Source organism: Luedemannella helvata, assembly GCF_039528415.1.
Lineage (GTDB): Bacteria > Actinomycetota > Actinomycetes > Mycobacteriales > Micromonosporaceae > Luedemannella > Luedemannella helvata.
The window spans coordinates 52278-76780 of sequence record NZ_BAAALS010000004.1; the positions used below are offsets into that span (position 1 = coordinate 52278).

Consider the following 24503-nt stretch of genomic DNA (forward strand, 5'->3'; position numbering starts at 1 on the left):
CTATGGTCGGTGAGCGATGAACGCACCTCGAAGTCTTCCCCTGACCGCAGGCGCCTTGCTCATCGACGGTGTGGTCTTCCGGCACACCTCGGTGCGCGGCGACACCGCACCCGATCTGCATCCGGTGGTCCGCCGCTTCCTGCACGAGCTGCCGGCGGCGCAGCGCGAGCGGTTCGCCGGCTGGTGCGCCGAGACCGTGCTCATCTCGGACCGGTTGCACCTGGCCGAGCGCGACCGGCCCGGCCCGCTGACCGGGTCCGCGGCGCGGGCCGAGCTGTGGGGCGCCACCCTGAGCGTGGTGTGGGTGCGCGAGCCCGGGGACCCGGTGCACGGCACGCCGTGCCCGTCGTGCCGCTCGTGTGCCGCGCTGCTCGACTGGTTCGGCGTCGAGGCCATCGGCACGCCGGTCGCCGCCGTGCGTGACCTGGCGGCCGCCGGCGGCACCGCGGCCGGCCTCGCCCAGCGGTGGCGGTTGGCGCTCGGGTCGTACGCCGCGCCGGACGGCCGCCGCCACGACGTCGTGCCGGCCGCGGTCGCGGCGTTTTCCCGCTACGGCGGGTCGCGGGTCGAGGCCTCCGGCCCGGGGGATCAGGTGGCGCCGACCGGGTACGTGATCGATCCCACGCGCGCCCTGCACACCGTGGGCACGATGGCCGCGCTGGGCACCGCGATCGGCCGCAAGGTCACTCCGCTCGGCGTGACCGACGACGGGGCCGGGCTCCTGGCGATCGACGAGGACGGCCGGGTGTTCGTGATCGACGCGACGGCCGAGTGGTGGCTGGGCGACGGGATCGACGGGGCGCTGGACGCGTTGCTGACCGGTCGGGCGCCCGCCCGGCTGCGGGAAGACGGCACGTGGACGTGACCGCCGTCCCGCAGTGGCGGCCCACCAACAGCCTGGAGCGCGCGCTGCGCGACGCGGTGAACCGCGCCGACCGCGACGACGCCCAGGCGATCCTCGGTTCCGCGGCGCTACTGCTGCCGCAGCCGCCCGGCGGGCTCGCCGAGCCCGCGTGGCCCACCGGGCAGGCGGACGGGCGCACCTTCGTCATCGCGTTCACCTCGGCGGCCGCGCTGCGCGCGACCGTGGGCACCGAAGCCGCCCACCGGAGCTCGCTGTTCGCCGACCTGGCGGACGCGTGGCCCGACCCGGCGGTGTGGCTGGCGGTCAACCCGGGCACCTCGCTGGCGCTGCTGCTCGACGCCGACATGGTGCGCGAGGCGGCCCGGCGGGGCGAGCAGCTCGCCTTCCCGGTCGACGCCCGGCTGCGCGCCGCCCTGCACGCCGGCGACCAGGCCGGGTACGCCCAGGCGCTGCTCGACGCGGACCTCGCGCTGCCGATGGCGCCCGGCTGCGGGCCGAGCACCGATCTGACCGACCCGGAGTTCGGCTGGTGGCGCTCGGTCACGCCGGACGGCGGGCAGTCCGTGGTCGTGTACACCTCGCGCGAGCGGCTGCGCGCGGAGCTGGGCGACGACGCCGCGTACGTGACCGTGAGCCTGGTGAACCTGATGTCGGCCTGGCCGGAGGAGGTGGACGCCCTCGCGGTGAACCCGGGCTCGCCGATCGCCGGCATGATCTCCGGCGAGGCCGTGGGTGGCCTGCGGCGGTGGCTCGACCGCGCGGTGACGGAGGCCGAGAAGGCCGCCGCGACGGTCGACCCCAACCTGCCGCCGGCCCAGCGGTTGCAGGCCGCGGAGGAGGCCGCCCGCGCGGCCGTGGCGCGGCTGGCGCGTGAGGGCGCCGCGCCGGGGTAGGGCCGGTTTGCCGCGGTGCCCAATGATGGACGCCATGAGAGCGGTCGCCTACACCCGGTACGGCTCACCGGACGTGCTCCGGCTCGTTGACCTGCCGGTGCCCGAGCCGCGCCCGGGCGAGGTGCTGGTGAAGGTGCACGCCGTGTCGCTCAACGCGTCCGACTGGGAGAACCTGCGCGGCCGGCCCGCGTACGCCCGCCTCGGCGGGGTGTTCCGGCCGCGCCGCCACGTGCTGGGCTCCGACATCGCCGGCACGGTCGAGTCGACCGGCGCGGGCGTGACGGGGTTCGAGCCGGGCGACGCGGTCTTCGCGGACATCCTCAGCTACCTGGGGGGTTTCGCCGAGTACGTGCGGGTGCCGGCGAAGGTCCTCGCTCCCGTGCCGGCCGGCATGTCCTTTGTGGAGGCGGCCGCCCTGCCTCAGGCCGGCGCGGTCGCGCTGGACGGCATCCGGGAGAAGGGGCAGGCCCGGGCGGGCCAGCGGGTACTCATCAACGGCGCGGGCGGCGGCTCCGGCTCGTACGCCATCCAGCTCGCGAAGCTGGCCGGCGCCGAGGTCACCGGCGTGGACAACGCGGAGAAGCTCGACTTCATGCGCTCCCTGGGCGCCGACCACGTTATCGACTACCGCCGGGAGGACTACACGGCGCGCGGCGAGACGTACGACCTGATCCTCGACCTGGCCGCCTACCGGCCCGCCGCGGCGTACGCGCGGGCGCTCGCGCCGGGCGGCCGGTTCCTCTACGTCGGCGGGTCGGTGCGGACACTGGCGCGGGTGCTCCTCGCCGGGCCGCTCGTCGGCCGCGCCGGGGACAAGAAGATCGGCCTGCTCGTCGTCCGGCTGGGCGTGCAGCACATTGCCCCGCTCGTCGAAATGTGCTCGACGGGCCGCGTGCGCACCGTCATCGACCGTAGCTACCCGCTGGGCGAGGTACCCGAGGCCCTGCGCTACCTGGGCGCCGGCCACGCCAGGGGCAAGGTCGTCATCACCGTGGCGTAGCGTGCGGGCGTGGAGATCTACGTCAGCACGGACGTCGAGACCGACGGGCCCATACCCGGGCCGAACTCCATGCTGAGCTTCGCGTCCGCGGCGTATACCGCGGGCAAGGACCTGGTGGGGACGTTCAGCGCCAACCTCGCCACCCTGCCGGGCGCGAGCGGCGACGAGAAGACCATGGCGTGGTGGGCGACCCAGCCGCGGGCCTGGGCGGCGTGCCGTGCCGACCAGCAGGCGCCCGAGACCGCGATGGTCCGGTACCGGTCATGGCTTGTTGAGCTGCCGGGCAGGCCGGTGTTCGTCGGCTACCCGGCCGCGTTCGACTTCCTCTTCGTGTACTGGTATCTGATCCGGTTCGCCGGCTCCAGCCCGTTCTCGCACTCGGCGCTCGACATCAAGTCGTACGCGATGGCGGTGCTGGGCACGGACTACCGGGCGACCACCAAGCGCGCCATGCCGCGCAGCTGGTTCGACGACCTGCCGCACAGCCATGTCGCCCTCGACGACGCGATCGAACAGGGCGCCCTGTTCTGCAACATCCTCGCCGCCAACCCCCGCCGGGTCCCGTAGCCTGGGCGCATGTGGCCTCGGGTTGACGGCCTGCGGGCGCTGGAACTGGGCAGCCCGGGGGAGATGCGTGCGCGGCTGAACGCGCTCGTGCTGTCGGGCGCCAAGCGGGCGACCGCCGGCGTGCTCGACGAGTACCTCGACGAGGGCGAGGCGCTGGAGTACGTGGGGGAGCGGCTCGCCCTGCTCGACGACGCCGGCGCGCGCGTGGCCACGGTGGAGGTGACCGACGTGACCCAGGTCCGCTTCGCCGACGTGCCGTGGGAGTTCGCCCGGGCCGAGGGGGAGGGTCACGCGTCGATCGAGGAGTGGCGCGCCGGCCACCTGCGCTACTGGCGCACTGTCGAGGGCCGGGCCGTCACCGACGATACCGAGATCGTCTGCCTTCGCTTGCGCGTTGTCCCGTCATCGGCCGACGTAGGCTGGCCGGCATGACGATCTATGACGTGGCGATCGACGCCCTGCGGGGCGGCCCGGCGGACCTCTCGCAGTACCGGGGCAGGACGGTCCTCGTGGTCAACGTGGCCTCCAGGTGCGGCCTCACCCCGCAGTACGCGGGGCTGCAGAAGCTCGCGGACACGTACGCCGACCGGGGACTGGTCGTGCTCGGGGTGCCGTGCAACCAGTTCGCCGGCCAGGAGCCGGGCACGGCCGACGAGATCGAGCAGTTCTGCCAGGTCAACTACGGCGTGACGTTCCCGCTCACGGAGAAGGTCGACGTCAACGGGCCGGGCCGGCACGAGCTGTACGCCCGCCTGACCGCCACGCCCGATGCGGACGGCGAGGCCGGGGACGTGCAGTGGAACTTCGAGAAGTTCCTCGTGGCGCCCGACGGCTCCGTGCGCCGGTTCCGTCCGGGCGTCACGCCGGACGCCCCCGAACTGGTCGAGGCGATCGAGGCGGCCGTCGCCGGCAGGTGACCCTCATCCGGTCGGCCGTCGTGGCGCGGCCTCGACCCCGCGCGGGCCCAGGTGTGTTTCGTGCGTGTATGAGCATGAGGGTTTTCCCTTGTAATTGTTGTACATCGATGTTTCGACTGGGAGGATCCCGGCATGGCCTGACATCGATGGATTGAGATCCACACGGGGGATCCGTCCGGCCTATCCAGATACGGCCCAACCGGGGCCGTATCCCAGTTTCTCTGGGGAGGTCGGCGTGAGACTCACAAGGTCGGCGCTGCTTCGATGGGCGCCCGCGGGCGCCGCAGCCGTACTCATCGGCGCACTGTTCAACGCCCCCACGGCCGCCGCCGCGCCGGTCGGCCCGGGCGACGCGCCCGACACCGGACCGCGCGCCGCGGCCGTCGCCGCGGAACTGGCGCGGTCGCTCGGGGCCCGCACAGCCGGGTCCTATCTGGACGGATCGGGCGCCCTGGTGGTGAACGTGTCCGACGCGTCCGCCGCCACGGCGGTCCGCGCGGCGGGCGCCACGCCGCGGGTCGTCGCCCGCTCGGCCGCCGAGCTCAACAGCGCGATGGGCGAACTGGGCCGCACGGCGCGCATCCCGGGTACGGCGTGGGCCGTCGACCCGGTCAGCAACCAGGTCCTGGTCTCGGTCGACCCGAGCGTGACCGGCGCGAACCTGGCCAAGCTCAACGCGGCGGTCTCCCGGTTGGGCGACGCCGTGCGTGTGGAGCGGGTCTCCGCCGCGTTCACCCTCACCGCGAGCGGCGGCGACGCCATCTACACGGGCGGCTACCGCTGCTCGCTCGGGTTCAACGTGCGGTCCGGCTCGACGTACTACTTCCTCACGGCCGGGCACTGCGGCAACCTGGGCTCCACCTGGTACGCCAACTCGGCGCGTACGCAGGTGCTGGGCACCCGCGCGGGCAGCAGCTTCCCGGGCAACGACTACGCGATCATCCGGTACACCACGACCGGCACCCCGCCCGGCACCGTGGGCGGGCAGGACATCGCGTCGGCGGGTACGCCGGTGGTGAACCAGACGGTCACCCGCCGGGGCTCCACGACCGGCACCCGGTCCGGCCGGGTGACGGCCCTCAACACGACGGTGAACTACCAGGAGGGCTCGGTCAGCGGCATGATCCGCACGACGGTCTGCGCCGAGGGCGGAGACAGCGGCGGCCCGCTGTACTCGGGCACCGTCGCGTACGGGCTGACCTCCGGCGGCAGCGGCAACTGCTCGTCGGGCGGCATCACGTTCTTCCAACCCGTCGTCGAGCCGCTGAGCGTCTACGGCGTCCAGGTGTACTGACCCGACGTCGGCGGGCGGGGCGAGGTGCCCCGCCCGCCGACCCGTCGGCGGACCGCCGCGGCTAGCGGGGCGGCGGCGCGTTGCCGGCGCTCGCGTCGCCCAGGAAGGCGGGCGGGCCGAACGGCTCGTGGGCGAGGCCCAGCGCCTTGCTGGCCTGGACGGTGAAGTCGCGGAAGATCGGCCCCGCGACCGTGTCGGCGGTCATCCGCCGGCCGTCGGCCAGGCGCAGCGGGCGTTCCTGGGCCTGGTTGCCGGTCCACACCGCGACGGCGAGCCTGCGGGTGTAACCGAACGTCCAGGCGTGCGCGATGTCGGTGGCGCTGTCGGCGTACTGCCAGGTGCCGTTGACCACGGCGGCGTCCTGCCCGTCCGCCAGGCGCCGCTGGAACGTGTGGCTGAGATCGGCCACCGCCGCCGCGCTGAGGACGCGCTCGGTGGCACCGGTGGGCAGCTTCTCCGCGTACACGGTGGCACCGGCCTTGGTGACCTCCTTGACGAAGTGCGTCTGCGCGCGCACGCCGCCGGCCGCGAACGTGGCCATGGCGCCGGCCTGGTCGACGACCGTGACGGGGTACTGGCCGATGCCCACCTCCGTGCCGAACTGGGCCAGGACCGCCTGGTCGGGCGCCGCGCGCAGGTCGACGCGCGTGATCCCGCCGGCGGACCGGGCCCACATGTCGCGCACGCCGGCCGCCCGCGCCATGTCGAGCACCTTGGGCATGCCGACCTGTTCGGTGAGGCCGAACAGCGGGACGGTGAGCCCCGCCCGCGCCGCCTGCAGCAGCGTGCAGGTGGGCTGGCAGTCCGCCGCGACGTTCTCCCGGACCGGACTGTCGGCGGTGCGTCCGCTCCTGGGGAACGCCTTGACCCGGCTGGCGTCCCAGTACGACTTCAGCGAGATGCCCTCCTTCAGCGCGGCCGCCACGTCGTAGATGGCGAACGTGGCGCCCGGCGGGTGCGCGCCGTAGCCGGTCGGCGTGCCGTGCTCGTCGTAGTACCAGCCGGCGTAGTCGGCGCCCGTGCCGCTATGGCCGCCGAAGTAGGCGAGCACCCGGCCGGTGCCGGGCTCGACCGCGACGAGCGCGGCCCGCAGGCCCTTGGGCTTGCCGGCCAGGTGCGAGCGGTTGGCGGTCTCGTCGGCTAGGGCGATCGCGAGGCTCTCGGCCTCCTTGTCGATCGTCGTGACGATCTTGAGTCCGCCGTTGCGCAGATAGTCGGCCGGCTTGTCGCGAAACTCCGGCAGCTGGCGCAGCTCGCTGAGCGCCTGCTGCACGACGAGGCCGGTCGGCCGGTCCAGCCGGCTCGTGCTGCTGGGCATGTTCGGCGACCACTTCACGAACGTCTCGGGGTAGGTCAACGCCGCGGCCTCGTCGGCCGAAAGCTTCTTCATCGCGTGGGTAAGGCCGTCGCGGATGTAGGCCCAGCGGTCCTGGGCGGCCCGCCGGTTCACCGACGGGTCGAACGCGGAGTCGCCCGGCGACTTGATGACAGCGGCCAGGACCATGGCCTCGCCGAGGCTGAGCGAGGTGGCCGGCTTCTTGAAGTACGCATGGGCGGCCGCCTCGATGCCGTACGCGCCGCGCCCGAAGTAGACCGTGTTCAGGTAGAAGCCCATGATCTCGGCTTTGGTGTACTGGTCGTCGAGCTTCCACGCCATCACCGCGACATCGGGCCTGCTCCCGTCGCTCAGGTCCGCCGCCATGCGCGCGTACTGCATGGTGATGGTGGCGGCCCCGTCCTCGTCCGCGCCGCCGACCGCGCCGCGCACCAGGTCGCCGAGGTCCACGCCCGGGTTCGTCTCGAACGAGCGGTCCTCCGCGGCCATGACGGCCCATGCCACGTACGGCGGCAGTGTCGTCGTGTCGATGACGGTGCGGTTCTGGTCGCCGAGGCGCGCCATCTCCGTCGTGCCGTCGGAGTAGTAGACGACCGTCGCCTCTGGCAGCGTCAGCGTCTCGGGCACGGGCACAGTGGAGATGTAGTAGCCGATGGTCGCCGCTCCGATGCCGAGCACGCTGGCCAGAACGGCAAGGATAATCACCAGCTTGCGGAACCGGCGCGGCCGTTTCGCGGCGTTCCCGGTCTCGGCGGGTGTCTCATCGTGGTCCGGGCTTTTCTCCGTGTCCATCGGAATCCTTCGCCGTCGGGGCACGAGCCGCACCATTATGGCGGTGGATGCCCCATCGGGCTGCCCCGTCAGACGCCGAGGAACTGCTCACCCACCGCGGTCATCTGATGCTCGAAGTACTCCCGTCGCGCGGTGATGGTGTTGTTGAGCTGTCCGAACAGTTCGAAGCTGACGGCCCCGAACAGATGGATCCACGCGTACGACCCGGCGAGCAGGACGTCGTCGGGTAGCTCGACGCCGAGGGCGTCCCGCACGGTGGCGAGGTCGGGGGCGACGGCGGCGGGCACGTCGCCGATGCGCGGCCGGCCGCCGGCCGCCGAGGCGTCCATGGCGACCCGGATCAGCGCGAGGGGCGTGCGCCGGGCGGCGAGGACGGTCTCCGTCGGCGCCGCGTAGCCGGGCACCGGGCTACCGAAGATCAGCGCGTACTCGGCGGGCTCGGCCAGCGCCCAGTCGCGCACCGCGTGGCAGCAGGCGAGCCAGCGCCCGCGCACGTCGCCCCGGTCGGTGACGGCCGCGTCGGCACCCTCCACGGCGTCGCCGAGCGCGTTGTACGCGTCGACGATCAGCGCGGTGAGCAGCTCGTCCCGGCTGGCGTAGTAGCGGTAGAGCGCCGAGGAGACCATGCCCATGTCGCGGGCGACGGCACGCAGGGACAGGTTGGCGCCGTCGGTGGCCAGATGCCGGCGCGCCACCGCCTTGATCTCGGCGAGCATCTCGGCGCGCACCCGGGCGCGGATCGATCCAGCAGGCATGCGGAGATTGTCGCACACATGCGAGAGCAGTGCTCTTGCGTAGCCGCCCGACGTTGTGTAATCATCGCTCCAGAACGAGAGCACTGCTCTCACGACTGGGGAGAACCACATGAACCTGCACGTCATCGTCGGCTCCGGCGCCGTCGGCGCCACCACGGCCCGCCTGCTCGCCGAGCGCGGCGACCGCGTCCGCGTCATCACGCGCAGCGGCTCCGGCCCGGCGCACCCGGCCATCGAACGCGTCGCCGCCGACGCCACGGACGCCGACCGGCTGGCCGCGCTCACCGAGGGCGCGGTCGCCCTCTACAACTGCGCCAACCCGGCCTACGACCGCTGGCTCACCGACTGGCCGCCGCTGGCCGCGTCGCTGCTCACCGCCGCGGAGCGCAGCGGCGCCGCGCTGGTCGTCATGGGCTGCCTGTACGGGCACGGCCCGGGCAGCGGGGTCATGACCGCGCACACCCCGCTCGCCGCGACGCACCCGAAGCTGCGCATGCGCGCCGACATGTGGCGCGAGGCCCTCGCGTGGCACGAGGCCGGCCGCATCCGGGCCGTCGAGGTCCGCGCCAGCGACTACCTCGAAGCGCAGTCGATCTTCAGCTTCGCCCTCGGCGGCCGGCTGCTCGCCGGCAAGCGCGCCTGGTCGCCGGCCCCGCTGGACGTGCCGCACAGCTTCACCTCGACCACCGACGCGGCGCGTACCCTCGCGACGGTCGCCACCGACGAGCGGTCCTTCGGCCGCGCCTGGCTGGTCCCCAGCCACCCGGCCATGACGATCCGCCAGCTCGCCGACCGCTTCGTGACCGCCAACGGCGCCCCGGCCGCCAAGCTGGCCACCATCCCGCACGCGGCGGTACGCGCCGTGGGCCTGTTCGACCGGTTCGTCCGCGAGCTGGAGACGACCCGCTACCAGTTCACCGACCCGTTCGTCATCGACTCCACGGAGACCACGCAGACGTTCGCCCTGCACCCGACCCCGCTGGACGAGGTGCTCCGCGACACCGCCGCCCGCCTGCGCGCCGCGTGAGTCCCGTGGGGGCGTTGAAGCCGCGGCGGGAACGTCCCCCCGTTCCCGCCGCGGTCCGTCGCTACGTGTAGATGATCGCGTGGGAGATGCCGAACACCGGCCGGTACGCCCCGGCGATCTGGCCGTTGTCGTTGAGGTCGACGAGGTCCGCCTCCGAGTTCACGCCACGGGTCGTCAGGTCGGTCCACGCGCCGCGGTACCAGGACGCCGGGTGGACGCCGCCGTCCGCGAGCTGGGACGTGGCGAGGACGCGGCCCCTGTCGTTGATCGCGATCAGGTGGGTGGTGTCGCCGCCGAGCGTGCCGACGTCGGTCAGCTCCCCACCGCGCCACAGGGCGCCGCGCTCGCGCTGCCCGGCCGAGAAGACCCAGCCGATCACCCAACCCTTCTCGTTGATCCCGTACGTGTTGCTGCGGTTGAACGCCCCGGCGCCCAGGTCCGTCACGGCGCCGCCGCGCCACGTGCCCGCGTGGAAACCGCCCTCGACCAGCCGACCACCCGACACGACGCCCTTGTCGTTCAGGTCGGACACGTCGTCGAGCGGCAGCCGGGTCAGCGTGCCGTGGCGCCACAGGAAGGGCACGGTGCTGCCGTCCCCGGTCGCCGCGACGCCGACGACGTGGCCCTTGTCGTTGATCGAGATCGGCCGGCTGTAGGTGCCGCCGAAGGTGCCGATCGTCGTCACCCGGCCCTCCGTCCAGACGACCGCGACCCCGTCGAGCTGGCCGGCGATCTGACCCTTGTTGTTGATGTCGGCCGGCTCCAGCGCGCCCAGGTCCGTCATCCTTCCCTCGCGCCAGACGAACCCGTGCCAGCTGCCGTCGACGGTGGCGCTGTTGCCGACCACCTCGCCGAGGTCGTTCATCGCGATGGCGTAGCTGCTCTCGCCACCCAACGTGCCCAGGTCGACCATGCGCAGCACGGTCGGCGCGACGGCCTGTGCCTGGGCCGGCGCCGCGCTCGCGACGAGCACGGCAGTCAGCGTGACCGCCATGGCGGTCAACCGGGACAACGACATAGGCATGGACGCTCCTTCCCCGGACGGCGCCCGTCCGGACCCACAGTGGACGGGTACGTCGAAGTGACGCGTACCCCGCCGATGTGGTTTACCGGTCGCGACCGGTGTAGGTGGAGGAATTGTTTTCGGAAGAGCGCTGAGGGGAAACTCGACGCGCTCCGAAACTTCAACACGGATGCGGCGCTGTCGGGAGAAAAGGAGATGAACTGAGTCGCACAGAATGAGCCTTACTTTTTTCGGAGGTCAGACTAATGTGGCGCCCCCGACTGTCTCCGGCTGCGAAGACGTGTCAATGTGAAGCGCTACTTGACGTGGTGATTTCGCGCATGACATAGTCGCGCATCGAACTCTTCTGCAGATAGAGCGGCGAATTTTCGATTTTCGAAGTCGTTTCCGAAAGGATTTTGAATGTTTCGAATCGCCCGCAGAGTCTCCCTACTGGCCATCGCCGGCATCGCCGCGAGTCTGCTTGTCGCCACTCCGGCGCAGGCCTCGATCGGACCTTGCACGGTGAGCACGCCCGGAACGGCAACCGTCACGGTGTACTGCGGAGGGCACGCCCCCTCAACCTTCCGCGCGAAGATCAATTGCTTCACGGCTATCGGTTACCGCACCGAGTGGCGCTACGGTCCCTGGCGCACCGCGGGCGGCGGGGTCTCCTCCACGGTCATCTGCCAGAGCGGATGGACCCGCATCGGGTCCGGGTACGACGCCATTCCATGATCGAGTGATAGCCGGTCGCTGATTTCCCGCGTCCACCGGCCGGCGGTCCGGCCGGTGGACGCGCACGCCGCGACTCGGGTGGACGTGAGCGGCGGGCGGGGTTGGTGATCGGCGCGCCGGGCGGGCAGGATGGAGCGGCCATGACGCTCACCGATCAGCTTCCCGGCGCCGACGCCGGCCCCGACGCCCTCTTCGACGCCATCGCCACGTGGGCGAGCGGCCAGGGGCTCAGCCTCTATCCGCACCAGGAGGAGGCGCTGATCGAGATCGTGACCGGCGCCAACGTGATCCTGAACACCCCGACCGGGTCGGGCAAGAGTCTCGTGGCGCTCGGTGCGCACGCCGCCGCCCTGGCGAACAATCAGCGCTCCTACTACACGGCGCCGATCAAAGCGCTCGTGTCGGAGAAGTTCTTCGCGCTGTGTGACGTGTTCGGACCGGCGAACGTCGGCATGCTCACCGGCGACGCGAGCGTCAACGCGGACGCGCCGATCATCTGCTGCACGGCCGAGATCCTGGCCAACATCGCGCTGCGCGGCGGGGCGGACGCCGATGTCGGCCAGGTCATCATGGATGAGTTCCACTTCTACGCCGAGCCCGACCGGGGCTGGGCGTGGCAGGTGCCCCTCATCGCCCTGCCGCAGGCCCAGTTCGTCCTCATGTCGGCCACCCTGGGCGACGTCACGCGGTTCGTCGACGACCTGTCGCGTCGCACCGGCCGCAACACGGCCGTCGTCGCCAGCGCCGAGCGTCCCGTACCGTTGATCTTCACGTACGCGATGACGCCCCTGCACGAAACGCTCGAAGAGCTGCTGCAGACCCACCAGGCGCCCGTGTACGTGGTGCACTTCACCCAGGCCGAGGCGCTGGAACGCGCCCAGGCCCTGATGAGCGTCAACGTGTGCACCCGCGCCGAGAAGGACGCCATCGCCGCCAAGATCGGCAACTTCCGGTTCACGGCCGGGTTCGGCAAAACGTTGTCGCGGCTCGTACGTCACGGCATCGGGGTGCACCACGCCGGCATGCTGCCCAAGTACCGCCGGCTCGTGGAGACCCTCGCCCAGGCCGGGCTACTCAAGGTGATCTGCGGGACGGACACCCTCGGCGTGGGCATCAACGTGCCGATCCGCACCGTCCTGTTCACCGGACTGTCCAAGTACGACGGACAGCGGACCCGGCTGCTCAAGGCGCGCGAGTTCCACCAGATCGCCGGCCGCGCCGGCCGGGCCGGCTTCGACACCCTCGGCACGGTCGTCGTGCAGGCGCCCGAGCACGTCATCGAGAACGAGAAGGCCCTCGCCAAGGCCGGCGACGACCCGAAGAAGCGCCGCAAGGTCGTGCGCCGCAAGCCGCCCGAGGGGTCGATCGGCTGGGGGCAGCCGACCTTCGACCGGCTCACCACGGCCGAGCCCGAGCCGCTGACGAGCGTGTTCCATGTCAGCCACGCCATGCTGCTCAACGTCATCGGCCGGCCGGGCGACGCGTTCGCCGCGATGCGCCAGTTGCTCACGGACAACCACGAGGACCGCGCCGCGCAGCGCCGGCACATCCGCCGCGCCATCGCCATCTACCGCGCGCTGCTCGCCGGTGGGGTCATCGAGAGGCTGCCTGAGCCTGACTCCGAAGGGCGCTCCGTCCGGCTCACGGTCGACCTGCAGTTCGACTTCGCGCTCAACCAGCCGCTGTCGCCGTTCGCGCTCGCCGCCATGGAACTGCTCGACCCGGCCGACCCCGCGTACCACCTCGATGTCGTCTCCGTCATCGAGGCGACGCTGGACGACCCGCGGCAGGTCCTGTCCGCCCAGCAGTTCAAGGCCAAGGGCGAGGCGGTCGCCCAGATGAAGGCCGACGGCATCGAGTACGAGGCCCGCATGGACCTCCTGGAGAGCGTCACCTGGCCCAAGCCGCTGGCCGACATGCTGGACGCCGCGTTCGAGACCTACCGCACCGGGCACCCGTGGGTGGCCGACCACCAGCTCTCGCCCAAGTCGGTGGTCCGCGACATGTACGAGCGGGCCATGACCTTCACCGAGTACGTCAACTTCTACGGCCTGGCCCGCTCCGAGGGCCTGGTGCTGCGCTACCTCGCCGACGCCTACCGCGCGCTGCGCCAGAGCGTGCCGTCGGATGCCCGCAGCGAGGAACTGGCCGACCTCATCGAGTGGCTGGGGGAGCTGGTCCGCCAGGTCGACTCCAGCCTCATCGACGAGTGGGAGAAGCTGCGCAACCCCACCGACGAGCCGGTCGCCGAGGAGCGCCCGCCGGCGGTCAGCGGCAACACCCGCGCGTTCCGGGTGCTGGTGCGCAACGCCCTGTTCCGTCGCGTCACCCTGGCGGCCCTGCGACGTTGGGACGAGTTAGGCGAACTCGACGCCGAGTCGGGTTGGGACGCGGCGGCCTGGGCGCAGGCGCTCGCCCCTTACTTCGAAGACCACACCGACATCGGTACGGGCGCCGCGGCGCGCGGCCCGAAGATGCTGCTCATCGACGCCGGCCGGGACATGTGGACGGTCCGGCAGATCCTCGACGACCCGGCCGGTGACCACGACTGGGGCATCACCGCCGAGATCGACCTGGACACCTCCGACGAGCTGGGCGCCGCCGCGATCCGGATTGTTGACGTAGGGCGGCTTTGACGATCTCTCCGTCCTAAAGGACGGGGATTGCCTCCACGCTGCGTGTGGAACACGCGGCGTGCGGGCGGATTCCTGCTTCTCGACGTGAGGTCGGCCGCGGTGCCGGCACGAGTGCCGGTCCTACCCGCGTTCCACAGGCGTTTGAGTTGTCCCAGCGTCCCTGGGCCAACACGTTGATCGCCGCGTTGATGTCCCGGTCGTGGGCGGCCCCGCAGGGGCACGTCCATGACCGGACGGACAGCGGCTTGGGTCCGTCGATACGGCCACACGCCGAGCATGTCTGCGACGTGGGCGCGAACCGGTCGATCTTGGCGAAGGTCCGCCCGTACCGGGCGGCCTTGTACTCCAACATTCCGACGAACGACGACCATCCGGCGTCGTGCACGCTCTTCGCGAGCCGTGTGCGGCCGAGACCGACGACGCACAGGTCCTCGACATAGATCGCTTGGTTCTCGCGGATCAACGTCGTGGACAGCTTGTGCTGCCAGTCCCGCCGGGTGTCGGCCACCCGCGCGTGAGCGCGGGCCACCTTCACGGCGGCTTTCTTGCGGTTGTGACTGCCGCGCTGCTTGCGCGAGAGTGCCTGTTGCAGCCGTTTGAGTTTGCGGGCCGCGCGGCGCAGGAACTTCGGCGCGGTGACCTTCGTGCCATCGGACATGACCGCGAAGTGGGTCAACCCAAGGTCGATCCCGATCTCGGACTCGACCGGCGGCAACGCCTCGTCGGTGGTCTGGACGACGAACGAGGCGAAGTACCGGCCCGCCGCATCCTTGATGATCGCCACGGACGACGGGTCCGAGGGCAGGGTCCGTGACCAGCGGACCGCGATGTCGCCGATCTTCGGCAGCCTGAGCCGTCCGTTGTCGAGGACCTTGAACCGGCCGTTCTTGGTGAACCGGATGGCCTGCCGGTTGTCCTTGCGCGACCGGTACCGGGGCGGGGCCAGCTTGCGGCCCCTGCGCTTACCCGAGATCGAGGCGAAGAAGTTGCGGTACGCGGTGTTCAGGTCGGCCAGGGCCTGTTGCAAGACGACGGCGGACACCTCGCCCAGCCAGGCCCGCTGCGGCGTCGTCTTCGCCTCGGTGATCAGACGGCGCGACAGTTCGGCGTCGCAGATGTACTTCTCGCCCGCCTCCCGGGCCTGCTGACGCAGCCTGAGTCCGTCGTTGAACACCACCCGCGCGCACCCGAACGACCGGGCCAGCGCCTCGCGCTGGACGGCGTCGGGGTACACGCGGAAGTTGTACCGCAGCTGCACGGGACACACCATACCATATTGGTCTATGGCTGAACTTGCAGGTATCCGCACGGTAGACACTGTGTTTTCGCGATGCACGCCACTTGGTTTTCGTGACGAAGTTCCGGCACAAGGTATTCGCCGACCGGCACCTGACCCGCATGGAACAGGTCATGCGCGACGTCTGCCCGCACTTCAAGGCCGAACTGGTCGAGTTCAACGGCGCCAACAACCACGTCCACCTGCTCGTGAACTACCCGCCCAAGATGGCCGTGGCCCGGCTGGTCAACTCACTCAAGGGCGTATCCTCGCGGCGCCTACGCCAGGAGTTCCCCGACCTGATGCGGCACTAGGGCGTGTCTTATGGATCTCGGGTGAGGTCGCGTAGCCAGATCTTCATCGTGGCGACGTCGACGGCGGCCTGGTACATGAACTCTCGCTTGTCGTAGCGGGTGGCAACCGCCCTGAACTGTTGAGCTTGTTGATGGCTCGTTCGACGACGTTGCGCTGCTTGTACAACTGACGGTCGAACGCCGGTGGCCGCCCGCCTCGGCTGCCCTTGGCCTTGCGTGCGGCGATCTGGTCCTTCTTCTCCGGGATCACCGCCGTGATCCGGCGGCGGCGCAGCTCAGTACGGATCTTGCGGTTCGTGTACGCCTTGTCGGCCAGCACCCGACCCGGCCGGGTACGCGGCCGGCCCACCCGATGGCGGATACGCACACCGTCCATGACCTTGGCGAACCCGACACTGTCGTGACGCTGACCGGCGGTCAGGACCCGGCTGACCGGCCGGCACCGGCGGTCGGCGGCCAGGTGCAGCTTCGTACTCAGCCCGCCCCTCGACCGGCCGAGCGCTTCACGATCACCCGATACGCCCGATACCGGCCGCCCCTTTTAGCGTCGCCGGCCTGCTCGGACAGCTCCTTGGGCAGCTCATGACGAGCACCGGCAGCGTGCTGGTGTGCCCGGACCACGGTCGAGTCCACGCCCAAGGTCCAGTCCTCGCCCTCCTCAAGGTCGCAGTCGATGCGCAACGCCTCGCAGATCTTCGCCCAGGTCCCGTCCAACGCCCACCGGCGTTTGCGCTGATAGACCGTCTTTCACGGCCCGAACCGGGCAGGCAGATCCCGCCACGTAATCCCGGTCCGCTCCCGGAACAGAACCCCGGAGATCGTCGCGCGGTGATCCCGCCACCGGCCACCACGGGCCGGATCCCCAGGCAGCAAGGGCTTGAGCAACTCCCACTCGGCGTCGGTGAGCTCGAACCGTCCAACCACGACAGATGTGATACACCCTCACGCCTCACAGATCCACGAGACACGCCCTACTACCAGGCCAACAAACTCTGGTCCGGCTCGTACTTCGCAGGCTCCGTCGGCGGCGCACCGCTAAGCGTCGTCAAGCAGTACATCGAGCAGCAGAACCGTCCCGGTTAAGGCACTACTCGGGCCTTGGCGGCCCTCCCAACGCCGGCCTTCCCCCCCGACCTGAAGGCCGAAGCACTGGCCCGCACGGCAGGTAGCGTATGGCGAACACCCACGGGGAGGGGATGTTCCGTGCCCAACGACGTCAACGCGTCCATCATCGACGAATTCCGCGCCAACAAGGGCCAGCTCAGCGGCCCATTCGCCGACGCTCGACTGCTCCTGCTGACCACGACCGGCGCCCGGTCCGGCCGGCCGCACACGGTTCCGCTGCGGTATACGCCCCACACCGGGGACCGCGTCGTCGTCGTGGCGTCCGCGGCCGGCGCGCCGCGCCATCCGGCCTGGTACCACAACGTGCTGGCCAACCCCACGGTCACGGTCGAGAACGGCGGGTTCACCTACGAGGCCCGCGCGGAGGTCCTCGCTGGCGACGAGCGGGACGAGGTGTTCGCCCGCATCGCCGAGCACGACGCACGCTGGGCTGACTACCAGGCCGCGACGGCGCGGGTCATCCCCGTGGTCACGCTCGCCCGGCTCCCCAGCCCTCCGCGGATAGCCGGCGCCTCGTTCGGGACCGTACTCAGCGCGATCCACGACACCTTCCGCCGCGAACTGCGGCTGATCCGCGCCGAGGTGGCGGCCTCCGGCGCGTCGGTCGGCGCCCAGTTGCGGGTCAACTGCCTGGCGCTGTGCGGCGGCCTGACGCAGCACCACACGATGGAGGACGGGGGGATGTTCGTCGGCATCGGCAACCAGCGACCCGACCTCGCCCCCGTGCTGGCGCGCTTGCGCGAGGAACACGAGGCGATCGCGGCCCTGGTCGAGGGTCTGGACCGGGTGCTCGCCGACCCCGGCCCCGACCGGGCGACGCTGCTCGCCGAGGTCGACCGGCTCACCGCGGAGCTGGAGAGTCACCTGACCTACGAGGAGCGGTCCCTCATCCCCGTCCTGGACGGCGCGGCGCCCTGAACGCGTTCGAGCAGCTCCCGGGCCGCGCGGCCGCGGTAGCGCGCCAGCGTCCTCACGAGAGCCTCGCGGACCTCGGGATCCGGGTGGTCGGCGAGGAAGGCCAGCTCCTCGGCGCCTCCGCGCCGGCGCATGCCCAGCTCGTACAGGGCGTATTCGATGTCGTCGGAGGTGGTGGCCGCGCGTAGGTCCGCCATGATGGCCGGCTTGGTGCGCGGCGCGTTCTCGTAGGGAAAACGCCGGCGCAGCTGTGCCGCGCCGGGGGTGCCCGACTGGATGCACGCGGGACACGTGCAGGGGCGCAGCCCGTGCGCGTCGGGCTTGTAGCGCCACCCGATCCCCTGCGGGACGCGGCGTACCCGGCGCACCTCGGCGGCGGCGACCGGGCGGGGTACGAACACCTCGTACCCGCGCGGGTCGGCCAGGCCCCGGATGGTCGCGGCGGCCTCGGCCGCCGACACCCGGGTCGGCTCCTGGCCGTACCGACCGACCGTGACCGGCTCGTCGTCGGGGATCCGCACCTGGACGCCGACCAGCGTGCTCTGCTTCCAGCGGCGCAGTTCGCGCACCCACTGGTAGGTCAGGGTGAACGACGGCAGCACCGGCATGCAGTACACGCCCCGGTCGCCGAACCAGCCGGGGCTGCGGCCGGCCAGACCGGTGCGGACGACGCGTCGCGCGTTGCCGGCCGGGGTGAGGTGCACAAGGTCGGTCACGCCAGTGAGGGTAGCGAAGGGGGTCAGCGCCCGGCCCAGTCCAGCGCCCGCAGCGCCCGCAGGGTGTTCCAGCGGCTCGGCTGGCCCACCGCCTCCAGGTGGAACGCGACGCGACCGGGGTGGACCCGGTCGAGCGGCCACGTGCCGTCGGCTCGCCGCTTGGCGCGCAGCAGCTCGACCGCCTCGGCCAGGCGGGGGTCGGCGGAGGCGCCGGCCCGCCGGAAGTAGTCGAGCCCCCGCAGCACGTCGTAGTGCCAGTAGTAAGGGAAGGCAGCGTCCAGGTACTCCGGCTTGACGATCTCGCCCGTGCTGGCGCGCCGGAACAGGTGCCGCTCCAGCAGGTACTCCTCGCCGGCGCGGCGCGCCTCGCGCACGGCCGCGTCGCCGCCTGTCGCGCGCTCGTACGCCAACAGCCCGTCGAGAACGTTGATGGTCGTGTCGAACGACGAGCGCATCGATCCGTTCTCCGCCTCGCAGTTCCAGCCGCCGTCGGCGAGGGGCTCGTCAAGGAGCCGCGCCACGACCGACGCCACATCGATGCCGAAGTAGACGCCCGTCTCGACCGTCCGGCCGTTGATGCAAGGTTCGACCTCGCCGTCGAAGTACCGCTGCCCGGCGTGGTCCCACCGCGCGTGCTCGGCCACCAGCCCGACCGCCCGGCGTGCCGCCGCCGACGCCGGGTCGAGCCCGAACAGCTGCAGCGTCTGCAGGGTGTGCATCGTGGTGGTCCACGGCTGCCCCGCCTCCTCGCCGGAGTAGCCGGCGGGGAACAACGTGCCGCCGTCCCACAGCCCGTCCGCGCCCTGCCGGGCCAACAGCGCGGCACCCCAGCCCTCGTGCGCCACGCGCGCCCGCGCCGCGGCGACCTCGTCCGACCCGGCGTCGGTCAGGTCGGCCAAGGCCTGCCACTGGATGGCCGGATCGCCGGCGAGCAGCCAGTCGCGGACGGCGGGTGCGGTGGTCACGCCACCGAGGGTAGCGGTCAGCCGGCCGCCTTGAGCAAGGCGATCAGGGCCGCGTCGGCCTGGCCGAGGAAGGGCTGGCCATCGATCGGCGTGGTCATGATGCGCTGGCAGCCAGTCAGCTCCACGTAGATCTCGCCCTGCTTGTCGTCGGTGCGGCTCAGCAGGGCGAACCTTTCGGCGGGGGTCGAGCACGCCCCTGCCTTCGGCGCGGCGCGCAGGGCGGCGGCGATCGGGGCCCATTGCTTGGCGGTCAGGACCTTGCCGGAGGTGAATGCGCCGGCCGGCTTGGCGCTGCCACGCTCGCCGGGCGGCACGGCGTAGACGCACAGGCGGATCTCGTCGTCGTCGGTGAACTGGCTGCCGAGGGTGGGCGCCCAGGTCCGGTCGGGGTTCATCGTCGTCTCGGCCCAGACCATGTCGGCCCAGCTCGGCGAGCAGCCCGAGGCCGCCGCGCCCGACGACATCAGCTCGCGGAGGAAGCGCCTGGACACCTCGGTGAGTCGCAGGGCGGCGATCGCGTCGCGTACCTCAATGCGGATGCTGCCGCAGGCGTCGCCGGGCACGCCGGGGCGCCCCCACCGGTTGTCGGCGTCCACCAGCGCGACCCACGGGATCGTCGGGAGGTCCAAGGTGCAGGCGCCCTCCGTGCCGGAGGGCTCGTCGGGCAGGCGCAACGCGGCCAGCAGCGCGGCGATGTCCTCGGCGCGGCGCTCGGTCGCCATCAGTGCCTCGCTGCCGTCGGGGCGCTTCTCGACAACGGTGGTGCAGACGACGGCCGCCACGGGCGTGAATCCGTCGCCGAGCCGGGGCAGGTCGAGTTCCTCGGCGCCCATGGCCTTGAGCGGATCGGGCCACACGTTGGCGCAGCCCGACCACTTTCCTGCCACGGCCATGGTCCCCGTCGGCGGTCCGCCTTCCGGCATCGCGCCGGAGGGCTCGGCCGGCTGCGTACAGGCGCCCAACAGCGCCCCGACCGCGATCAGCACCCATCCGAACCCGCGCACCCCGACCTCCCCTGTCGTCCATCATTGTGGACGACGCCCGCCCCCGACGGGTTCCCCGTCGGGGGCGGCGATGGGCTCAGGCCGGGTCGCGGTTGTAGAGGCGTACCGACCAGCGGTAGCCGACCAGCGTGATGGCGACGCACCACGCGGCCGCGATCAGGCCCGCGTTGCCGATGCCGGTGCCGAGCAGCAACCCGCGCAGGGTCTCCATCATCGGCGTGAACGGCTGGTTCTCGGCGAACCAGCGCACCACGGCGGGCATCGAGTCGGTCGGCACGAAGCCGCTGCCCAGAAACGGCAGGAGCATCAGCGGCATGGGCAGGTTGCTGGCCGACTCGACCGTCTTGGCCCACAGCCCGAGCCCGACGGACAGCCAGATCATGGCGAGGGCGACGAGGGCGAGCAGGCCGGCCGTGGCGAGCCATTCGACGACGCCGGCGGTGGGCCGGAAGCCGACCGCGACCGCGACGCCGATGACGACCGCCAGGCCCGCCATGGTCTGGGTGAGGCTGCCGAGGACGTGTCCGGCGAGCACGGACGGGCGGAAGATCGCCATCGTGCGGTACCGCGCGATGATGCCCTCCTTCATGTCCGTGGCCACCGCGATCGCGGTGCCCTGCGCCGTACCGGCGATGGCCAGCATGAGAATGCCGGGGGTGACGTAGTCGGCGTAGTCGCCCCGGTCCCCGGCCAGGCCGGCGCCCATCGTGCCGCCGAACACGTACACGAACAGCAGCAGGATGATGACGGGCAGCCCGATCAGTACGGCCGTCATGGCGGGGAAGCGGCGTGCCCAGCGCAGGTTGCGGCGCAGCATGGTGAGGCAGTCGCGGACGGCGTAGGTCATCGCGCGGAGGTCCTTTCCGTGGCGGTGAGGGCGAGGAAGACGTCGTCGAGGTCGGGGCTGTGCACGGTGAGGCTCTCGACCTCGACGGACGCCGCGTCGAGGCGGTCGAGCACCGCGCGCAGCGAGCGCACGCCGCCGTCGCTGGGCACCTGCAGGGCGAGCGCGTCGTCGTCGCGCGTCGCACCGTCGAAGGCGCGGGCTGCTGTGTCGAGGTCGGCGGCTGACGCGAAGACCAGCCGCAGGTGCCCGCCCGGGACCAGGCGTTTCAGCTCGGCCGGGGTGCCCGCGGCGACGATGCGGCCGTGGTCGAGCACCGCGATCCGGTCGGCGAGCTGGTCGGCCTCCTCCAGGTACTGGGTGGTGAGGAAGACCGTGGTGCCGCCCGACACGAGCTCGCGGATGATCTGCCACATGGTGCGCCGGCTGCGCGGGTCCAGGCCCGTGGTCGGCTCGTCCAGGAAGATCACCCGAGGGTGGCCGACAAGGGTCATGGCGAGGTCGAGGCGGCGGCGCATGCCGCCCGAGTAGGTCACGGCCGGCTTGCGGGCCGCGTCCGTCAGGTCGAACCGGTCGAGCAGCTCGGCGGCGCGCCGCCGACCGGCCCGCCGGTCGAGGTGGCACAGGTCAGCCATGATCAGCAGGTTCTCCTCGCCGGTGAACAGGGCGTCGATGGCGGAGAACTGGCCGGTGACGCCGATCATCCGGCGGACGGCCTCGGGGTCGCGCGCCAGGTCCGCGCCCCCGACGGAGGCTGTGCCGCCGTCGGCCCGGATGAGCGTGGACAGGATCCGGACGGTCGTGGTCTTGCCGGCGCCGTTCGGGCCCAGGAGCGCGAAGACCTCGCCGGGCGCGATCGAGAGGTCGACGCCGTCGAGGACGACCGTGTCGCCGTAGCGCTTGCGCAGGCCGGCGGCCGTGATCGCGGGGGTGGTGGAGCCCATGCTTCCTCGCTTCATGCGGAGGGATGTGACATGACGCGATACATCGTAACCGCAAACGCGATACAACGCGACTGGATCTTTCGGGTGAGCGAGGCTCGCCTCAGGCTGGCTAGGATTCCGGGGTGTCCACCCCGCCCGCCGGCGCCACGGTCGTGCACCGGTTCTTCGCCCGCGACACGCTCGTCTTCGCCCGCACGGCCCGGGTGGTCGTCAACGACGCGCGCGGCAGGTGCCTGTGGGTGCCCAACGGCGTGCCCGCCGCGATCCGGCTGGCCCACGACGGTCGCGGCATCCGCGACATGCCGTTCGCCGAGTGGGTCAAGCAGCCGACCCGCCTCACCGAGCGGCGCTGGTGGGGCCCGGACATCCTGATGTACTTCCCGCCGTCCGGGTCGCACTCCGTGTGGCTGTTCTGGGACGCGCGCGGCGCCTTCACCGGCTGGTACGTGAACCTGGAGACCCCGCCCGTGTGGTGGACCGACGCCGACGTGTCGGGAGTGGACACCACCGACCACGATCTCGACATCGTCGTCTATCCCGACCGTGCCTGGGAGTGGAAGGACGAGGACGAGTTCACCGAGCGGCTGGCGTTCCCGGAGCACTACTGGGTCGACGACGAGGCCGCCGTGCGGCTGGAGGGGGAGCGGGTGGTGTCGCTCATCGAGCGCGGCGCGTTCCCGTTCGACGGCACCTTCTGCGACTTCCGGCCGGACCCGTCATGGGACCTGCCGCCGTGCTTCCCGGACGGTTGGGACGCCCCCCGCAGGTATCCGTGATCGCTGCTCCGGCCCGGCGGGTCAGTGGAACTGGCCGGTGACGCCCGCGACGATGGGGTGGACCTGCAGGTCGGCACAGCCCTTGCTGGGCCAGGCGATCCGGAACGACTGGGTCTCGTCGGGCGGGGTGACCAGCAGCCCGGCGAAGGGCTCGCACGCGCCGTCGGCCGCCTCCAGCAGCGCGGAGGCGGCCTGGCCGGCGGCCACGTCGATGTGCGGGATGGGCCGGTCCTCCGGCAGGCCGCCCAGCGGGCCGCTCTTGGCACGCCGGGCCTGCGTGATCTGCTTGTCGGCGGCGTCCAGCCCGGCGACCCCCGGGTACCCGTAGAAGCGGCACGGCCCGTCACCCGCGTTGGTGAAGATGAGCACCACGCCGTGTTGGCCGCCGGACCTGCCCGCGTCGCGGGCGACGATGGCGAGGTTGCCGGCCGCGCAGCGTGGCGGGATCGCGGCCGAGGTGGCGCCGGCGCCGCCGACGCCGGCCGCACCGTCCAGGCGCGGCGCCGTCGTCGGCGACGGCTTCGGCGGGGTGGGCCGGCCGCAGGCGGACAACACCGTCACCGCAGCCAGGGCGGCGCTCGCCGCCCGCAATCCGAACCGCTGGAGCATCCTGTCGTTGTACCACCAGCCGTCGAGCCGGCCGGACGCCGCTGGGATAGCGTGTGGCAGTGAGCGCAGTCAAGGTCCTCTTCATCGGCGGCAGCGGCATCATCAGCTCCGCGTGTTCGCTGCTGGCGGTCGACAGCGGCATCGAGCTGTACGTCCTCAACCGGGGCACCAGCACCCACCGCCCGCTCCCCGAAGGGGCGATCATCCTGCGTGCCGACATCCGCGACCCCGGCTCCGTGCGCGCGGCGCTCGGCGACCTGGAGTTCGACTCGGTCGTCGACTGGGTGGCGTTCACGCCCGAGCACGTGCGCACGGACATCGAGCTGTTCCGGGGCCGCACCCGCCAGTACGTGTTCATCAGCTCCGCGTCGGCCTACCAGACGCCGCCCGCCCGGCTGCCCGTCACCGAGTCCACCCCGTTGCGAAACCCCTACTGGCAGTACTCGCGGGACAAGATCGCCTGCGAGGACCTGCTGACGGCCGCGTACCGCGAGGAGGGCTTCCCGGCCACGATCGTGCGCCCGTCACACACGTACGACAAGACGTTGATCCCGCTGGAGGGCGGGTGGACGACCCTGGCGCGGATGCGCGCCGGCAAGGAGATCGTGGTGCACGGCGACGGCACGTCGCTGTGGACGCTGACCCACCACACCGACTTCGCGAAGGGGTTCGTGCCGCTGCTGGGCCACCCGCGTACGCTCGGCGACGCGTTCCAGATCACCTCGGACGACGTGCTGACGTGGGACCAGATCGCGCAGGCCTTGGCGGCGGCGCTGGGCGTCGAGGCACGCATCGTGCACGTGCCGTCCGACGCGATCGCGGCGGCCGACCCGGACTGGGGCGCCGGCCTGCTCGGCGACAAGGCGCACTCCATGGTCTTCGACAACAGCAAGCTGCGTTCGGTCGTGCCGGACTACCGGGCGGTCGTGCCGTTCGAGCGGGGCGCCCGGGAGATCGTCGCCTGGTACGACGGGGACCCGGCCCGACAGCAGGTCGACGCGAGGCTCGACGCCCTGATCGGCGACCTGGTGGCCCGCCACCGCGTCTAGCGGTGCGAACTGCTGGAAGATCGCCGTTTGATGTACCGGAGCGTAGCCCCGCTGCTCGCTGGGCCACGAAACATAGATCATGGCGACAACTACATGATCGCGACCAGGAGCGAACGGTCCTTAACGGATGATGTCGTGCGCGG

General features: G+C 71.6%; 23 protein-coding genes and 3 pseudogenes. 14 read left to right on the forward strand and 12 right to left on the reverse strand.

The genetic code is table 11. The annotated features are described in order from the left end of the window. Nucleotides 1-16: 16 nt before the first annotated feature. The 7 genes from ABD191_RS05170 to ABD191_RS05200 all read left to right on the forward strand — a co-directional run bounded on the left by ABD191_RS05170 (nucleotide 17) and on the right by ABD191_RS05200 (nucleotide 5536). Nucleotides 17-865 (forward strand): SUKH-3 domain-containing protein, encoded by an 849-nt coding sequence (locus tag ABD191_RS05170; protein ID WP_344077387.1) that lies wholly within the window; start codon nucleotides 17-19, stop codon nucleotides 863-865. Then, complete coding sequence (locus tag ABD191_RS05175) at nucleotides 856-1758, forward strand: SseB family protein (RefSeq protein WP_344077389.1); 903 nt, start codon at nucleotides 856-858, stop codon at nucleotides 1756-1758. Before ABD191_RS05170 ends, ABD191_RS05175 begins: the two co-directional genes overlap by 10 nt. 34 nt (nucleotides 1759-1792) lie before the next feature. Beyond that, on the forward strand, nucleotides 1793-2758 hold the full coding sequence (locus tag ABD191_RS05180; RefSeq protein ID WP_344077391.1) for an NAD(P)-dependent alcohol dehydrogenase: 966 nt from the start codon (nucleotides 1793-1795) through the stop codon (nucleotides 2756-2758). A gap of 9 nt (nucleotides 2759-2767) precedes the next feature. Continuing rightward, nucleotides 2768-3325 carry a 3'-5' exonuclease family protein gene (locus tag ABD191_RS05185; protein ID WP_344077393.1) on the forward strand — a complete coding sequence of 186 codons (558 nt, stop codon included), beginning with the start codon at nucleotides 2768-2770 and terminating at the stop codon, nucleotides 3323-3325. Between the two features lie 9 nt (nucleotides 3326-3334). Further along, entirely contained in the window at nucleotides 3335-3757 is a 423-nt protein-coding gene (locus ABD191_RS05190; protein ID WP_344077395.1) for an ASCH domain-containing protein, read from the forward strand. Continuing rightward, nucleotides 3754-4242 (forward strand): glutathione peroxidase, encoded by a 489-nt coding sequence (locus tag ABD191_RS05195; RefSeq protein ID WP_344077397.1) that lies wholly within the window; start codon nucleotides 3754-3756, stop codon nucleotides 4240-4242. The genes ABD191_RS05190 and ABD191_RS05195 overlap by 4 nt, the downstream gene beginning before the upstream one ends. Nucleotides 4243-4477: 235 nt before the next feature. Next, on the forward strand, nucleotides 4478-5536 hold the full coding sequence (locus ABD191_RS05200) for a S1 family peptidase (protein WP_344077399.1): 1059 nt from the start codon (nucleotides 4478-4480) through the stop codon (nucleotides 5534-5536). 61 nt (nucleotides 5537-5597) lie between these two features. Here the strand turns inward: ABD191_RS05200 and ABD191_RS05205 are convergent, their stop codons facing one another. Together ABD191_RS05205 and ABD191_RS05210 are read right to left on the reverse strand one after the other, a co-directional pair. Beyond that, nucleotides 5598-7664, reverse strand: coding sequence for a transglycosylase domain-containing protein (locus ABD191_RS05205; protein ID WP_344077401.1), 2067 nt, complete (start codon nucleotides 7662-7664; stop codon nucleotides 5598-5600). 68 nt (nucleotides 7665-7732) lie between these two features. Further along, a complete protein-coding gene (locus tag ABD191_RS05210; RefSeq protein ID WP_344077403.1) occupies nucleotides 7733-8419 on the reverse strand; it encodes a TetR/AcrR family transcriptional regulator in 687 nt (228 codons plus the stop codon). A gap of 109 nt (nucleotides 8420-8528) precedes the next feature. On the opposite strand from ABD191_RS05210, the gene ABD191_RS05215 reads away from it, so the two are divergent. After that, nucleotides 8529-9446, forward strand: coding sequence for an NAD-dependent epimerase/dehydratase family protein (locus ABD191_RS05215; protein ID WP_344077405.1), 918 nt, complete (start codon nucleotides 8529-8531; stop codon nucleotides 9444-9446). A 61-nt stretch (nucleotides 9447-9507) separates the two neighbouring features. On the opposite strand, the gene ABD191_RS05220 is transcribed toward ABD191_RS05215, so the two are convergent. Continuing rightward, nucleotides 9508-10470: a hypothetical protein gene (locus ABD191_RS05220; protein ID WP_344077407.1), complete on the reverse strand. Its 963-nt coding sequence runs from the start codon at nucleotides 10468-10470 to the stop codon at nucleotides 9508-9510. A gap of 296 nt (nucleotides 10471-10766) precedes the next feature. Then, nucleotides 10767-11060, reverse strand: coding sequence for a hypothetical protein (locus tag ABD191_RS05225; protein WP_344077409.1), 294 nt, complete (start codon nucleotides 11058-11060; stop codon nucleotides 10767-10769). 267 nt (nucleotides 11061-11327) lie between these two features. On the opposite strand from ABD191_RS05225, the gene ABD191_RS05230 reads away from it, so the two are divergent. Next, a complete protein-coding gene (locus ABD191_RS05230; RefSeq protein WP_344077412.1) occupies nucleotides 11328-13823 on the forward strand; it encodes a DEAD/DEAH box helicase in 2496 nt (831 codons plus the stop codon). A gap of 13 nt (nucleotides 13824-13836) precedes the next feature. On the opposite strand, the gene ABD191_RS05235 is transcribed toward ABD191_RS05230, so the two are convergent. Next, entirely contained in the window at nucleotides 13837-15081 is a 1245-nt protein-coding gene (locus ABD191_RS05235; protein ID WP_344077414.1) for an RNA-guided endonuclease InsQ/TnpB family protein, read from the reverse strand. A 72-nt stretch (nucleotides 15082-15153) separates the two neighbouring features. Between ABD191_RS05235 and tnpA the strand changes: the two are divergent. Continuing rightward, nucleotides 15154-15398, forward strand: a pseudogene (tnpA, locus tag ABD191_RS05240) (IS200/IS605 family transposase); the annotation flags it as partial. 23 nt (nucleotides 15399-15421) lie between these two features. On the opposite strand, the pseudogene ABD191_RS05245 reads toward tnpA, so the two are convergent. Continuing rightward, nucleotides 15422-16337: pseudogene (locus ABD191_RS05245) on the reverse strand (IS5 family transposase). 51 nt (nucleotides 16338-16388) lie between these two features. Between ABD191_RS05245 and ABD191_RS29205 the strand changes: the two are divergent. Together ABD191_RS29205 and ABD191_RS05255 are read left to right on the forward strand one after the other, a co-directional pair. Next, nucleotides 16389-16496 (forward strand): annotated as a pseudogene (locus tag ABD191_RS29205) (transposase); the annotation flags it as partial. A 120-nt stretch (nucleotides 16497-16616) separates the two neighbouring features. Next, on the forward strand, nucleotides 16617-17456 hold the full coding sequence (locus ABD191_RS05255) for a nitroreductase/quinone reductase family protein (RefSeq protein WP_344077419.1): 840 nt from the start codon (nucleotides 16617-16619) through the stop codon (nucleotides 17454-17456). On the opposite strand, the gene ABD191_RS05260 is transcribed toward ABD191_RS05255, so the two are convergent. The 5 genes from ABD191_RS05260 to ABD191_RS05280 all read right to left on the reverse strand — a co-directional run bounded on the left by ABD191_RS05260 (nucleotide 17408) and on the right by ABD191_RS05280 (nucleotide 21926). Beyond that, nucleotides 17408-18169 (reverse strand): HEAT repeat domain-containing protein, encoded by a 762-nt coding sequence (locus ABD191_RS05260; protein WP_344077421.1) that lies wholly within the window; start codon nucleotides 18167-18169, stop codon nucleotides 17408-17410. The genes ABD191_RS05255 and ABD191_RS05260 overlap by 49 nt on opposite strands. 23 nt (nucleotides 18170-18192) lie before the next feature. Beyond that, on the reverse strand, nucleotides 18193-19134 hold the full coding sequence (locus ABD191_RS05265; RefSeq protein WP_344077423.1) for a hypothetical protein: 942 nt from the start codon (nucleotides 19132-19134) through the stop codon (nucleotides 18193-18195). Between the two features lie 17 nt (nucleotides 19135-19151). Next, nucleotides 19152-20138 (reverse strand): hypothetical protein, encoded by a 987-nt coding sequence (locus tag ABD191_RS05270; RefSeq protein WP_344077425.1) that lies wholly within the window; start codon nucleotides 20136-20138, stop codon nucleotides 19152-19154. A gap of 76 nt (nucleotides 20139-20214) precedes the next feature. Continuing rightward, nucleotides 20215-20985 (reverse strand): ABC transporter permease, encoded by a 771-nt coding sequence (locus tag ABD191_RS05275; RefSeq protein ID WP_344077427.1) that lies wholly within the window; start codon nucleotides 20983-20985, stop codon nucleotides 20215-20217. Continuing rightward, nucleotides 20982-21926 (reverse strand): ATP-binding cassette domain-containing protein, encoded by a 945-nt coding sequence (locus ABD191_RS05280; protein WP_344077429.1) that lies wholly within the window; start codon nucleotides 21924-21926, stop codon nucleotides 20982-20984. The genes ABD191_RS05275 and ABD191_RS05280 overlap by 4 nt, the downstream gene beginning before the upstream one ends. A gap of 122 nt (nucleotides 21927-22048) precedes the next feature. On the opposite strand from ABD191_RS05280, the gene ABD191_RS05285 reads away from it, so the two are divergent. After that, the gene (locus ABD191_RS05285) at nucleotides 22049-22702 is read left to right on the forward strand and encodes a ribonuclease FAU-1 family protein (protein WP_344077431.1); all 654 of its coding nucleotides are present in this window, start codon (nucleotides 22049-22051) and stop codon (nucleotides 22700-22702) included. A gap of 21 nt (nucleotides 22703-22723) precedes the next feature. On the opposite strand, the gene ABD191_RS05290 is transcribed toward ABD191_RS05285, so the two are convergent. Further along, nucleotides 22724-23311 (reverse strand): DUF4232 domain-containing protein, encoded by a 588-nt coding sequence (locus tag ABD191_RS05290; protein WP_344077433.1) that lies wholly within the window; start codon nucleotides 23309-23311, stop codon nucleotides 22724-22726. Nucleotides 23312-23370: 59 nt separating this feature from the next. On the opposite strand from ABD191_RS05290, the gene ABD191_RS05295 reads away from it, so the two are divergent. Next, a complete protein-coding gene (locus ABD191_RS05295) occupies nucleotides 23371-24360 on the forward strand; it encodes an NAD-dependent epimerase/dehydratase family protein (RefSeq protein WP_344077435.1) in 990 nt (329 codons plus the stop codon). The last annotated feature ends 143 nt before the right edge of the window (nucleotides 24361-24503 follow it).